At 32.6% G+C, this 13,818-nt stretch carries 10 protein-coding genes; 5 read left to right on the forward strand and 5 right to left on the reverse strand.

Annotation, left to right across the window (positions count from 1 at the left end):
- Positions 1–35: 35 nt before the first annotated feature.
- Together DM397_RS20870 and DM397_RS20875 are read right to left on the reverse strand one after the other, a co-directional pair.
- Complete coding sequence (locus tag DM397_RS20870; RefSeq protein WP_111379435.1) at positions 36–230, reverse strand: hypothetical protein; 195 nt, start codon at positions 228–230, stop codon at positions 36–38.
- Between the two features lie 338 nt (positions 231–568).
- Positions 569–3,415: a TonB-dependent receptor plug domain-containing protein gene (locus tag DM397_RS20875; protein WP_111379437.1), complete on the reverse strand. Its 2,847-nt coding sequence runs from the start codon at positions 3,413–3,415 to the stop codon at positions 569–571.
- A 547-nt stretch (positions 3,416–3,962) separates the two neighbouring features.
- On the opposite strand from DM397_RS20875, the gene metK reads away from it, so the two are divergent.
- Positions 3,963–5,213, forward strand: a complete 1,251-nt coding sequence (gene metK / locus DM397_RS20880; RefSeq protein ID WP_057117586.1) for a methionine adenosyltransferase — start codon at positions 3,963–3,965, stop codon at positions 5,211–5,213.
- 99 nt (positions 5,214–5,312) lie between these two features.
- Here the strand turns inward: metK and DM397_RS20885 are convergent, their stop codons facing one another.
- The 3 genes from DM397_RS20885 to DM397_RS20895 form a co-directional block, all read right to left on the reverse strand.
- Positions 5,313–7,583 carry a hypothetical protein gene (locus DM397_RS20885; RefSeq protein ID WP_111379439.1) on the reverse strand — a complete coding sequence of 757 codons (2,271 nt, stop codon included), beginning with the start codon at positions 7,581–7,583 and terminating at the stop codon, positions 5,313–5,315.
- 91 nt (positions 7,584–7,674) lie between these two features.
- A complete protein-coding gene (locus DM397_RS20890; RefSeq protein WP_111379440.1) occupies positions 7,675–10,362 on the reverse strand; it encodes a carboxypeptidase-like regulatory domain-containing protein in 2,688 nt (895 codons plus the stop codon).
- A 90-nt stretch (positions 10,363–10,452) separates the two neighbouring features.
- Positions 10,453–11,343 carry a GLPGLI family protein gene (locus DM397_RS20895; protein ID WP_111379442.1) on the reverse strand — a complete coding sequence of 297 codons (891 nt, stop codon included), beginning with the start codon at positions 11,341–11,343 and terminating at the stop codon, positions 10,453–10,455.
- 212 nt (positions 11,344–11,555) lie between these two features.
- On the opposite strand from DM397_RS20895, the gene DM397_RS20900 reads away from it, so the two are divergent.
- From DM397_RS20900 to DM397_RS20915, 4 genes are all read left to right on the forward strand, one after another.
- Entirely contained in the window at positions 11,556–12,371 is an 816-nt protein-coding gene (locus DM397_RS20900) for a hypothetical protein (RefSeq protein WP_111379444.1), read from the forward strand.
- Positions 12,371–12,985 (forward strand): deoxynucleoside kinase, encoded by a 615-nt coding sequence (locus DM397_RS20905; RefSeq protein ID WP_111367772.1) that lies wholly within the window; start codon positions 12,371–12,373, stop codon positions 12,983–12,985. Before DM397_RS20900 ends, DM397_RS20905 begins: the two co-directional genes overlap by 1 nt.
- 146 nt (positions 12,986–13,131) lie before the next feature.
- Positions 13,132–13,428, forward strand: a complete 297-nt coding sequence (locus DM397_RS20910) for a type II toxin-antitoxin system HigB family toxin (protein ID WP_111379445.1) — start codon at positions 13,132–13,134, stop codon at positions 13,426–13,428.
- A gap of 6 nt (positions 13,429–13,434) precedes the next feature.
- Positions 13,435–13,803: a helix-turn-helix domain-containing protein gene (locus tag DM397_RS20915; RefSeq protein ID WP_111379447.1), complete on the forward strand. Its 369-nt coding sequence runs from the start codon at positions 13,435–13,437 to the stop codon at positions 13,801–13,803.
- The last annotated feature ends 15 nt before the right edge of the window (positions 13,804–13,818 follow it).

Genomic DNA, 13,818 nt, shown 5'->3' on the forward strand with positions numbered 1-13,818 from the left:
GGTATTTTTAATACGTTTATATATTGTAATTGATTTTAATTTTTGAAATTGATTGAAGCTAAAATATCTTCAGCTTCTTCTTCAAGGTCATATAAATGAAACAGTAATGATTTCTGCGTTTTTATATGCTGGGCAGGATCATATTTTGGAGTTTCAGTTGATGTCTCTTCCGAATTATTATTTCTTAATAAGTATTGAAATGCGATTGTATTTATATCTAGTGTATTCATGATTTAAAATTTAAAATGTTGGAAATAAAAAAAGCCCTTTCGGATGGCGACCAAAAGGGCTTATAGTTTAACTATAACAAAGATTGTCTCTTTCACTTTTGGCAACAGCAAATTGGGATGCACATTTGCATCATCTTACAACACATCATATTTCCTTTTGCTATTGTTTTCATTTTGATTTAAAATTTGAATTCGACTATTTTTTAAATTCGACTAATTCGATAGAGTAAATGTAATAAGTATTTTTTTAACGACCAAATTAAAATTGAAATTTTGTACTATTTTTTTGAAATTTCTTTCAAGCCTTTTAAATAAAGACTTGAAAGAAAATATTTTAATTAAAATTTAAAGCTCAAACGGGCAAAACCAAATCTTCCGTTTAATCCGAATTGAGAAACTGCTCTTGAATACGCAAACTGATTCGCATTTGTTAAATCTGTACTTGGCGCTGGCGACAAAGTTGGCGTTGTGTTTGTAAAGGCAGGAGTTGCAGGATTATTTCTATCCGGATAAACATCTCCTATATTATTAACCCCAATTGTTGCTCTCAAATGCTCGTTGATCTGATATCCTAAAGATAAATCGGTAACCAATTTTGCGCTGTATTCTGGATGCTCGTACACAGAAGAAAATCCGTCTAGATTAACATCTGTTGCTCCTGGATCTGTAACTTTTCCGAAATAGCTGTTTCTTAAATAAATATCCAGTTTTTTAATATTGAAAGTTGTCATCAAATTGGCTTTCAATTTCGGAATAGCTTCTTCCAAATATACTCGACTTGATTCTGGAAAGAAAGAATAAATGTAAGGTTCTCCTCCAGCATTAACGATAGATTGCGGAATATGCAGATCTCCTACTCTTTTCGTTTCGTTAAAACTTAATGCAAAATCGTTTCTAATTGTAAAATCTTGAATTACATCATATTTCTGAGAAATCACCAAATCAATTCCTTTTGTTTCAGAATCGATTCCGTTTGTCCAAAACGAAGCTCTTTCTACTCCTTTCAAATCAAATGCTTGTTGAAATAAAGTCAACGCCTCTGCCTGTTCTGGCGAAGTTGCCGCTGCGATCTGTGCATCTGTTGGTCTTGAATATTGCCCAGACAGTACAATTCTGTCGTTTATTCTTGTAAAATAAGCATCAGTAGCAATGGTTATGTTAGCTTCAGGAATTTTGAATGTAAATCCTGTACTGATGCTTTTTGATTTTTCTGGTTTTAAACTTTCAATTCCAATGCTTTTTGCTGCTTGCGAATCGTTTGTAAAATAGCCAACTTGGTACGGAGCACCGTTTATAAACTGTGTTGAACTTGACTCAAAATATCTTTGCTGCAAAGAAGGCGCTCTGAAACCTGTCTGTCCAGAAATTCTCCAATTGATATTATCATTTAATTTTAAAAGCGAAGCCAGTTTAAACGTAACTGTATTTCCAAAATCTGAATAGTTTTCATAACGTGCCGCTCCATTTATAAGCCATTTTTCAGTGGCATTCAATTCTAAATCAACATAAGCTGCGCCACTTTTTCTGTCTTTTTCTTTAGCATCTGAAGGCTGAAATCCTGAAAATCCTTGCGCTCCCGCTCCACGCTTGTTTCCGAAGAAATCTGTTACAATTAATGGTGAATTGCTTGGCAAAATTCCTGAAACCAGATTTCCGTTTACATCATATAATCCGTAAGAAGCTTCTTCTCCTGCTTTTATTTGATAGTTTTCATATCTGAATTCACCACCGAAAGCAACGTTCAGTCCAGCAAGAACATCGTATTTTCTGCTGAAATCTAAATTGGTCGTGCTTTGTAAAAAAGAAACTTTTCCAGCATCAAAACTAAATGGAGAATTCGTTCCTAAAGTTGCATTGATGGTATTATTTACATCATAGTTAAATGAGTTTGTTCCTAAGTTGGTACTTAAATCGGTATCGAACCCAAATAATTGTGTATTTATTCCAACTGCTCCAGAAGCATCCAAAATTTTTGATTCAATTTCTGGCAAGAATCCATTTTGGTACACTTGCGTGAAAGTTCCAGAACCGTTTGGCAGTCTATTAAATGCATATGATTTACCACCTCTATAAGAAACACCTCCAAAAGAATACAATGAAGTTGTTTCGCTCAAAGGATATTTAGCATTAAAATACAATTGTCCCGCAGCCAATTCTGACTGGCCAACACTCATATTATAATCACTTCTCTGCTGGCCTCTGTAAGCTAGTTCATTATTTGTAACATCAAAATTTAAAGCCGTCTGCATCTGTGCAATTGTTGAAGCCGATGCAATAGCGTTTTGCTGAGCTGGTGTAAAATAACTTACTTGCGGCGCATATTGTTTTAATGATGACAAAATCTGAGCTGAATTTGTAGTCGTATTAATATTGCTAAACAAAGAATTAATCTCTACTCCATCTTGCGCTGCTCTGTTTTCTACTGCATTGTAAGCATTAAAAATAGCATTGCTTCTAATTCCTGCTCTGCTTGTGGCTTGTCTAGTTACGGCAGTTCCTGTAATATTTAAGAAACTTCCTGGTTTGCCTAATGAAGTTCCGTAGTTTAAATCGATTTGGGCAGTTTGACCGTCTGCTCCTCCTTCAAAATTATTTGATTCAGAAGATAAATTTGCTCCATACTGAATTCCTCCGGTCAAATAATTAGCGTTTTTCTTTAAAACAATATTAATAACTCCCGCAATCGCATCAGAACCATATTGTGCGGCAGCTCCGTCTCTTAAAACTTCAATTCTTTCTATGGCAAAAGATGGAATTGCATTTAAGTCTGTCCCGACAGATCCTCTACCTGGCGAACCGTTTATATTTACCAAAGCACTTGTATGTCTTCTTTTTCCGTTTACTAAAATTAAAACTTGATCTGGCCCTAATCCTCTTAATTGTGCAGGATCAACGTGGTCTGTTGCATCTGCTGTAGAAGTTGGATTACTCGTAAATGAGGGAGCAACATAATTTAAAATTTGAGTTACGCTAGTTTGCGGCGCTCCTTTTGTTATTTCTGATACGTTAAAAACATCAACCGGAACTGGCACGTCTGTTTTAACCCTGTTTTTACTTCTTGATCCAATAATAGTAACTTCAGACAGTTCGTTGTTTTTTAAACTGTCTTGCTCTTTTTTATTGTCTTGAGCATAAAGTCCTGAAAATGTCACAAGACCTAAAACGATTAGTACATTTTTCTTCATTTCTTCTTTACTGATTAATTATTGTTTTTGGCTTAAAAAAAATCTTACAGGTTTCATTTTGACATAAAAAAAACCTCTGCGGTTCGGCAGAGGTTCTATTTATATTTTTATTGAAAAATAATTACAATAGTGTCTCTGCGGATAATTCCGGCATCTTACAAGACATCATATTGCAAACTGTAAATTTCATTTGTTTCTTTTGTTTTAACGGGGCAAAGTTGCGAAGTATTTTTTAATCGACCAAACAAAAAACAAAATATTTTCTATTACCCTATCAAAATAGTATGCTACTGTTAAATTTCTGCTATAAAAAATAAAAAAAGTTGAACTTTAATTTGCAAATCAAAATGGTTTCATACCTTTGCACCCGAAATAGAGGAAAAATTTGAACTGATTGCAACCTCTTCATAATGAAATGATTTCGTTATGAATGCTGAGAAATTAATTTCAGCAGTAAAAAATGCTAAAGCAGATACTCTCCTTTAGCCCTTTTTAGCAATCATTTCCTCGCTTAAATTTAAAATTAATACATTTTTATTACATTATTATGGCTTATTTATTTACGTCAGAATCTGTTAGTGAAGGGCATCCAGACAAAGTTGCAGATCAAATTTCGGATGCATTAATTGACAACTTTTTGGCATTTGACGCTGACTCAAAAGTAGCTTGTGAAACATTAGTTACAACTGGTCAGGTTATTTTAGCAGGTGAAGTAAAATCGAATACTTATCTTGATGTTCAGCAAATTGCACGTGAAGTAATCCGTAAAATTGGATATACTAAAAGTGAATATATGTTTGAAGCGAATTCTTGTGGAATTCTTTCAGCTATTCATGAGCAATCTGCAGATATTAACCAAGGTGTTGACAGAGCTAAGCCAGAAGAGCAAGGTGCAGGTGACCAAGGAATGATGTTTGGTTACGCTACAAACGAAACTGAAAACTTCATGCCATTGGCATTAGATTTATCTCATAAATTATTACAAGAGTTAGCAATTTTAAGACGTGAAAACAAAGAAATCACGTATTTACGTCCAGATGCTAAATCTCAAGTTACATTAGAATATAGCGATGATAACAAACCAACTCGTATTGATGCGATTGTTATCTCAACTCAGCATGATGATTTTGATGAAGAAGCTGCAATGTTGGCTAAAATCAAAAAAGACATTATCGAAATCTTGATTCCTAGAATTATCGCTAAAAACCCAGAGCACGCTCACTTATTTAACGATAAAATCAACTACCATATTAACCCAACAGGAAAATTCGTTATTGGAGGACCTCACGGAGATACTGGTTTAACAGGAAGAAAAATTATCGTGGATACTTACGGTGGAAAAGGTGCTCACGGTGGTGGTGCATTCTCTGGAAAAGATCCAAGTAAAGTAGATAGAAGTGCTGCTTATGCAACTCGTCATATCGCTAAAAACTTAGTTGCTGCTGGTGTTGCTGACGAAATCTTAGTTCAGGTTTCTTACGCAATTGGAGTTGCTGAGCCAATGGGAATTTTCATTGAAACTTACGGAACTTCTAAAGTAAACTTAACTAACGGTGAAATCGCTAAAAAAGTAGAAGCTATCTTTGATATGCGTCCTTACTTTATCGAACAACGTTTGAAATTAAGAAACCCTATTTACAGTGAAACTGCTGCATACGGACACATGGGACGTAAACCAGAAACTGTAACTAAAACTTTCTCTGCTCCAGGCGGAAACGAAAAAACAGTTACTGTTGAGTTGTTTACATGGGAAAAACTTGATTTTGTTGACCAAGTAAAAGCTGCATTTGGATTGTAATTCAATCTAAATCTTAAATATAAAAAACGGCTGTCTAAAATTTTAGACAGCCGTTTTTGTTTTCAACTATAATCAAACCTGACAAGTTTCGTACTATACTTAATATGTTCCGTTACTCATTTTAGTTAAAACTTCTTTCATTTGATTTGCAGTTTCTTCATCAACATCACTAGTAATATATTTTACCGCTAAAACCTGTGTTTCGATAGCTTTTTGTGTCTGTCCATCTTTATAATACAATTGTGCTAAAGTATCTAAATAGTACGGATTGTTTTTAGATATTACCAAGCTATATTCAGACCATTTAATAGCGTCTTTAATAAAGTTTGAATTCTGTGGCTTTAATACAACTGCCCAAGCCGCATTGTTACAAATATCTGAATGGTAAAGTTTAAATGAATTCCATCCATCATAAGAATAACTTGAACTAGAATCTAAACCTCCAAAAATAGCATCTAATTTTTCTATCGGACTTGGCCCTGCCAAAGTGTTATCAAAATATGTACTGAACTCTTTCAAGTAAGTAGTCTTAGAACCGTCCTGATCTTCAATCTGGCTTAAATAGTAGAAGTAATTTCTATAAACATCAAAATTTCCTTTTCCAGATGCGATGATCTTTTTATAAACAGAATTGATTTTTTCTTTGTTCATTTCACCTGTAAGTCCGTCCTGAGAAGCGTATAGATTTTGCTGTAATGCATTAGAAATTTCAGAAATAACATTCTCTAAATTATGAATACTGGAATCTGTACCATTAAATGTCGTGCGCTTGCTTTCGATTTCGTCAGAATGTTTTAATAAATAATCAATTGCTAGAAAATCGGTATCATTTAAGATTCTGTCTTCATTGAAAAGTTGTTTAGTAAATCCTTGATTTTTGATTTCTTTTACAATGGTTTCCACCAAAAACATATTGGCATTTTTATCTTTCTGATGCGCTTCAATCAATTTTTTCCATGTTTGAGCTACTTCTTTATTATCAAATGTTGTTTTTGAAATCACAAACTCTGTCGGATCTTCTGAAGTGTAAGCTGAATCATAGTCGTATGATATTTCCAATAAAGCCGCTTTGTTAAAAGCCTGAATTAAATCTGCATCCGATGCTTTTTTATTTTTTAATGTTTTGTCAACAGAGAGAAAAGCATCTGCTCTCAATAGCTTGCGATAGAAATCTCCGTAATAACTAAACTGATATTGTTTTGAGGTTAAATCTGATTTTGCAATAGCTAATACATCGCCTTTTCCGTTTAATATAACGATACTTGGCTCGTTGGTTATCTTATTATTTTTAAGCCATTTTTTATCATCGTTTCCGGCAAGATAATAATTATAGACATCATAAAGCGGATCGTATTTGTCGTACATATTATATCCAGTCTGAGTTTCCTGATCTTTTACAAAAGCATCAAAAGTTTCTTTTGCTGTATTATTTTTATTGTCAGCATAGATTACCAGAAACTTTTTTGGTGTTTCTTTAGTCGCTTTGATTGCTTTATCAAGACTATTCTCAATTTTTAATTTAAAAGCATAACCCGAATAAGCTGACGTGCTATACGGATAATCTACCGCCGCTGCATCAACTACAGCTACACTGTCAACCGCAACTACCGCACTGTCAACTGCTGCTGCTCCATAACTATCTCCATAATATGGATCTTTTCCAGGATAGGTCCAGTTTGTTATGTTCTGCGTTTCAAGAGGAATTATCGATGGAGTTTTTTCAGGAAGAGGAGTTTTTTCGTTTACAAATACCAAAGGATCTTTTCCTGTTTGATCCGAAATTTTTAATTCTTTTGTATTCTTATCAAATGATCCTGCAAGATTTAAATCATTCAGAACAGCAAAATCATAATTGATTGTTATCTCTGAAGCATCTTTTGGCAATGCATATTTATTAACATCACTTTTCCCTCCATATTCTTCATAAACCAAATAAAGGAAATCTACTTTGTCTATCTCAAAATCTAAATCTGTTTTGATATAATCAGGATCTACTTTCGCTTTTATGTCTGAAAGTCTTTGGTATTGAACTGTTTCTGTTCCTTTTTGAGTTCCTATGTAAAAAGAATAATAAGACGGATTCAAAAACTTAATCTTAATTTTTTTTGCTTTTTTATCTTTAGCAAAAGAAAGATCAAATCTATTATTTACAGTATTTTGATTTTTTAAGAAAACTAAAGAGTCGCCTTTAATCTCGTAACCTCCTGAATAAAAAACCAATTCATATTTATTATTATCCAATAAATTCAATTTGATTTTTCCTCCTTTATTAGTAGATAAATAGGTGCCTTTTTCTATTCCATTTGTTTGAGCGAAAGAGATAGAAATTCCAGCAAACAGGAGCGATACACTCCAAATAAAATTGCGCATAACTACATTTTTGTTGTTAATAATATAGCGCAAAGATATTTGATTCTTCTTTAAACAAATCACAAAAGGTGATAATCTTGCAATTAAAATACTACAAATTATATTTCATTGAAAATATGATATAACGTGGCTGTACAGTATATTGAGAAACCCTTGTAGAGAATTGTGAAAAGCTGTCATCGTTAAGATATCTAGTATTCAGCAGATTGGTTGCCGAGACTTTATACTCCCATTTACTGTTCTTTTTTTGATAAATTAAACTAGCGCTTAAAAAATCATATTCGTTATCAACCGTTTTATCTCCATTATAATAATGGTAAAACTCATATTCCGAAACAAATGAGAAACTATCCAAGAAATAATAATCTAATCTAGCAAATGGCTTATCAGTGTAAAAAGTTGAGCCACTGTATTTATTGACCAAAAGATTATAGCCAAATTCTATATTTGGAAGATTTTTATAATTTGTTGAAACTCGAACGGTATAACTCTGGCTGAAACTTTCGGTAGTCGACAATTGATTGTTTTGAATGTTATTAAATTTCGACCAATTAAAACTTGCATTTGCAGAAGCTTTATAATTCTTTAAAAACGAACGTCCATAATTTCCCATTCCAGTAAAAGTCTCATCGGCTAAATTGGAATTGTACGGAACAGAAGATTGGTTAATTCCATCAAAATTGGCTTTTGTTTTAATCGCATCAACTTTTCTTGTATAGGTTGCGTTGGCAAAAATGTTCTCAAAATTGAACATATTATACTTGAAATAACGAAGCGAATGCACTTGTGAAGTCGCATTTTCTAAGAAACGATTCCCACGAAACAAACTGCTATAATTAGACAAAACATAACTCGAAGCCAACTGATTGATATCTGTAAAATCATTTGTTAGCGAAAAATTATACGTCAATGTTTCTGATTTTTTAATTTGATATAAAGCAAAGAAATCTGGAAGCACTTTCGTGAAATTCTGAGAATAATCGGTTCCCAATTGTCCGTTTGTCATTTGATACGTATGAAAGCTTACTCCAGGCGTAAACGTAAATTTCCCTGTAAGGATTTTATAATGAAAACCTAAGAAAGCATCATTAAAACGATAATCTACGTCATTATTATTTTCAGCATTATTCAAATCATTTCTTGTTCCATTATCTAACATTTGGAAAATGTGAGAATTAAAGTTCTGATACGAATACGTGTTTCCTAACGTAATATTGAAATTGCTTTTTGGTGTAACCATATAATAATAATCCAATTTCGCATCCAATTTATTGGTTTTTACAAATCGGTCTTGATTATAATCATTTCTGTTTTGTCCCGAAATATATCCTGATAAATCAAAAGGAAGTGTTTGCAGGTTAGCATTATAAAATGGATTTTCATCTTGATATAAATGCTGCATTTCAAAAGCAAATATATTTTTAGCACTTTGCGTATAATACAAACTCAAATTCTGATTAATCGAAGTAGGATCTTGTTTTTTGGTTGTAAAAATGTCTTCTGAAGTCGCAACATTTTGAACAATCTGCTCTCTAAATAAATCTGAATATTCTTCTTGTTTAGTAAGTTTGGTTAAGATATCGTAATCAAACTGAAATTTGTCGCTTGGCTTATAAGTTGAGCTTAATTTAAAAAGTCCCAAATTATTTTTCTGACTAGTATTTTCGTTACTTTTCTGCTGATCTCCAGAATCTAAAATTGTTGTTTGCGATTTGGTTTCCAATTCTGTTTTTGAAGTTGATAGAATTCCAAAACCACTAATATTCCAAGCTTTATTGACAGAATAAGCAAAGTTTGTCGCGCCAAATTTGGTTTCAATTTCTTTTGCACGATTATTTCTAAGCAATGAAATTCCCAAATCATTGGAAGAAACATTAAAGCTACTCCCTCCTTTTTTCATCACGTTTTTGAATCCTCCTGTAAACTTGAAATAGTCTTGAGCCGTAAGAGGCAGTTCTCCAATATTATTAAAATTGGTAATCAAATTGATACTGTATTTTGGACTGTAATAAAATAGTTTTGGATTAATGAGATAACGACTGTCTAATTCCGCAACACCAATGCCTGCAGTAACATCTCCAAACCAAAAGTTCTTTTTTCCTTCTTTCAGTTTAATATTCATCGCTACATTTTCCTGATCATTTTCTAACCCCTTTAACTGGCTTACTTCATTATAATTTCGTAAAACCTGAACTTTATCAATAGCATCGGCTGGAATATTTTTAACGCCTAATTTTGTGTCTCCGTCAAAGAAATCTTTTCCTTCAACCATCAATTTGCTCACTTTCTTTCCTTCCACTTCAATTTCTCCATCAGCATTTACCTCAACTCCCGGGAGTTTCTTTAAGACATCTTCAAGCTTTTTTTCGGTTCCAGATTTAAAAGAATCAGCATTGTAAACAATTGTATCTCCTTTTATAGAAACGGGCATTTCACGAACAATTTCAACACCTTCCAATTCTATTCCAGCACCATCCAAAACAATGTTCTGAATCATGTTTTCAGACTTTGTCGATACTGCCATTTCTTTAGATTTCATTCCTAAATAACTCACCTTGATCGTATAAGCTGTATTAGGTTTCAAAGTCAACTGAAACTTTCCTTTATCATTCGTAATTCCATAAGAATCCATTGCTTTTGTGCCATTATTAATAGCCATAATATTGGCCATTTCTAACGGATTTTTCTGCTCGTCCTGAATCAGACCGTCAAAACGGATACTTTGTGAAAAAGAAATAGAGGTAAAAAGTAAGGCGAATACAAAAAGTATCTTATTCATTATAAGAATATTAAGAGTTTGGACCCGAGCGATAGTGAACAGGCAAAGCAATTTGGAATTTGGAATTTAAAAATTGGAATTTTAAAGATATTATCTACCCATTGGAGGAGGTGGCCCGCCTGCTCTGCCGCGATTCATCTCTCTAAATTCTTCCATTTTTTTAATTACCGTTTCGTCATATTCTTTCTGAGAAATTACTTTTCCTTTTTTAGAAGGCTTTATTTCCACTTTATCCTTGGCATTTAAGACAATTTTTGAGCACAAAATTGTAGTTGTTCCATCATTGATTTCTAAGATTAATCCCGGAAGTCCCCAATAATTTTCTGGTCCTTGATTGATCGGAATTTCTGGTGTATACCAAGCTGTCACGACAATTTCTTTTGGAATTTCAAAATTATCGGCAAAATTGGTCTTTGTCTCGCCCGAAGTCTTTTTCACTTCGTCTTTTTTGTCCTCATTATTTTTAGGTCTAAAGTTTCTGAAATCAGTTTTGCTAGCCTGTTTTACTGCTGTTGCTTTGAAGCAATTGTAACCACCTATTTGTTTGGTTTCCTGTTCCAATTTCCAGTTTAATTTTGGTAGAGAATCTACAACAAGAAATTCCTTGCCCATAAATTCTTTATCGACCGTATACGTTTTTGTTTTTACATCTTTATAAAAAGTGCCTCCGCCTCCTGTTAAAGAACCAAACATCATGCGAAAACCTCCCTGCTGTTGGCCTGGCGCTTCTAGTTTTTCTTCTTCTTTGTAAATTGATGCTGCTTTATCAAAATTTAAAATGAATGTTTTTTCGAGCATTTTTTTCATGCGCTCTTCCATATTTTTCTGCATTTCCGGCGTAATGTCTCTATTCCCACGCATGCCTTCAAATTTTGGTGCCTGTGTTTTGGACTCGTAAACAGCCATTCCCTGAAAATCTTTTTGCGCTTGAATCTGTAAAGAAACAAGTAGTATAATCATATAAAAAAATATCTTTTTCATTTCATTTTCTTTAAGTGAGTAAATCCGACAAAACTTACATTCAAATGTATTATTAATTTTAAAACCCAAAAAACTAAATATATAAACGGCATTAAGGCATAGATAGAACCGCTTATTTTTTAGACTATTAGAATTTAAAAAGGTTTAAGACTCCAAATTGAAATTTTAAGAAGAGATTTTTGTAATTTGGTGCTCTTGTAAAATAATTTCTAATGCGTAAAATGGTGCAAAAATTTTTATTCTCCGTATTTCTTTTCTGCACTTTTCATGCGCTTTCAGCTCAAGATTTGAGTATAAATCCAACTTTAATTTCTCAATATAAAAATACTTCTGATACGTTTTTAGGATATGATGCTTTTGGATATTCGTATCAGATCACGAATAATGTTTTTAGCAAGATTAAAGGAAAAGAAATCTTCGAATACAAGAATGTTTCTTTGGGAAAAATCACAAAAGTTGATCTCCAGAATCCGCTAAAGATTGTTCTATTTTATGAAGATTTCAATAGTGTTGTTTTATTAGATAATCAATTAAATAAAATGACCGAAATTAACTTTTCTCAAAACGCTACTCCAATTGTGGTGAGCGCCATCGGAATGTCTACTCAAAATCAGTTATGGATTTACAACACTCTGAACCAGCAAATTGGTCTATTTGATTATTTAAAAAACGAATACAAAACGGTTTCAATTCCGCTGATTGAACCTATTCAGTATTATCAAACCGATTTTAATACTTTCTATTGGATTGACAAGAAAAACAATTGGTACTCTTGCGACATTTTTGGGAAAATCACTTCGCTAGGAAAGATTACTGATTTTGACAGAATCACTATCGTTAATTCTTCTCAATATCTTTTCAGTAAAGATAATTTATTGTATTTTAAAGGAATGAATAAATTGAATCCCGGAGTAATTTCTGAAATTAAAGTTTTGGAAAAAACCTTTGACAATTTTTATTACAAAGACCAAATTTTATCTATTTTTACAGCTACAGATATATCAAATTATAAAATCGTAACACCGTAATGCACATAGCAATAGCAGGAAATATAGGCGCAGGAAAAACTACTTTGACCAAATTATTGGCGAAACATTTCAAATGGGAACCTCATTATGAAGATGTAGTTGATAATCCGTACTTAGATGATTTCTATCATCAGATGGAGCGCTGGTCGTTTAATCTTCAGATTTATTTCCTTAACAGCCGTTTCCGTCAAGTGCAGCAAATTCGCGAAAGCGGAAAAAAAATTATTCAGGATAGAACGATTTATGAAGATGCCCATATTTTTGCTCCCAATTTATACGCAATGGGATTAATGACAAGCCGTGATTTTGAAAATTACACGTCTTTGTTCGAATTAATGGAATCTTTGGTTAAAGCTCCAGATTTATTAATCTATCTTAGAAGTTCTATTCCAAATCTAGTGGGACAAATCCACAAACGCGGACGCGAATACGAAAACTCTATTTCTATAGATTATCTAAGCCGTTTGAACGAAAGATACGAAGCTTGGATTCAGACTTATAGTAAAGGAAAATTACTAATCATTGACGTTGACAACATTAATTTTGTTGACAATCCTGAGGATTTAGGAGATATCATTAATAAAATTGATGCTGAACTAAACGGATTGTTTTAAAACACAAATTACACAGATTTACACTAAATAAAAAAGCCTCTAAAATTATTTTAGAGGCTTTTTGTTTAAATATTTTCTTACATTTGTTTTGCTTTAAATTCATTTCCCTATTTGGGAAAAAATAAATATATTTGCAAAACTAAATTATGAGAATAATAGCAAAGAGAACCTTGCAAAATTTTTGGGAGCGATTTCCAAATTCAAAACAGCAATTATTATCCTGGTATCAAGTTTTTGATAAAAATAACTTTTCTAATTCCAATGCTGTGAAATCTTTTTTTGGTACAGCAGATTTTGTTGGAAATAATAAAGTAATCTTCAATATCTGCGGAAATCATTATCGTTTGATTGTAAAAATCAATTATGAAACCCAAATTGTATACATTCTTTTTATAGGAACACATAATGAGTATGATGATTTAAATGACATTAAAAATTTGTAAAATAATATGAATATAAAGCCAATAAAAACAGAACATGACTATAGTTTAGCATTGGAAAGAGTTAATTTTCTTTTCGACGCCAAACCAGATACTGCTGAAGGAGATGAGCTAGATATTCTGGTAACACTTATCGAAAAATACGAACAAATCCATTATCCAATTCCTGAACCTGATCCTATTGAAGCCATTAAATTTATGATGGAACAAAACGGATTAAGTGATGCTGATTTAGGAATTATTTTAAACAGCAGATCGAGAGTGTCGGAATTATTTAATCGTAAAAGAGCCTTAACAATAAAGCAAATAAGAGTTTTAACTGAAACCCTTCATATTCCCGCCTCTACATTAATTAAAGAATATGCTTTAAATCAATAAAAAAAGCCTCTAAAT

Source organism: Flavobacterium nitrogenifigens, assembly GCF_003254565.1.
Classification (GTDB): Bacteria; Bacteroidota; Bacteroidia; order Flavobacteriales; family Flavobacteriaceae; genus Flavobacterium; species Flavobacterium nitrogenifigens.

Bases quoted from the DNA above. Each gene is read 5' to 3' on its own strand.
- DM397_RS20870 (WP_111379435.1), bottom strand. From the start codon at position 230: ATGAATACACTAGATATAAATACAATCGCATTTCAATACTTATTAAGA.
- DM397_RS20875 (WP_111379437.1), bottom strand. From the start codon at position 3,415: ATGAAGAAAAATGTACTAATCGTTTTAGGTCTTGTGACATTTTCAGGA.
- metK (WP_057117586.1), top strand. From the start codon at position 3,963: ATGGCTTATTTATTTACGTCAGAATCTGTTAGTGAAGGGCATCCAGAC.
- DM397_RS20885 (WP_111379439.1), bottom strand. From the start codon at position 7,583: ATGCGCAATTTTATTTGGAGTGTATCGCTCCTGTTTGCTGGAATTTCT.
- DM397_RS20890 (WP_111379440.1), bottom strand. From the start codon at position 10,362: ATGAATAAGATACTTTTTGTATTCGCCTTACTTTTTACCTCTATTTCT.
- DM397_RS20895 (WP_111379442.1), bottom strand. From the start codon at position 11,343: ATGAAAAAGATATTTTTTTATATGATTATACTACTTGTTTCTTTACAG.
- DM397_RS20900 (WP_111379444.1), top strand. From the start codon at position 11,556: ATGCGTAAAATGGTGCAAAAATTTTTATTCTCCGTATTTCTTTTCTGC.
- DM397_RS20905 (WP_111367772.1), top strand. From the start codon at position 12,371: ATGCACATAGCAATAGCAGGAAATATAGGCGCAGGAAAAACTACTTTG.
- DM397_RS20910 (WP_111379445.1), top strand. From the start codon at position 13,132: ATGAGAATAATAGCAAAGAGAACCTTGCAAAATTTTTGGGAGCGATTT.
- DM397_RS20915 (WP_111379447.1), top strand. From the start codon at position 13,435: ATGAATATAAAGCCAATAAAAACAGAACATGACTATAGTTTAGCATTG.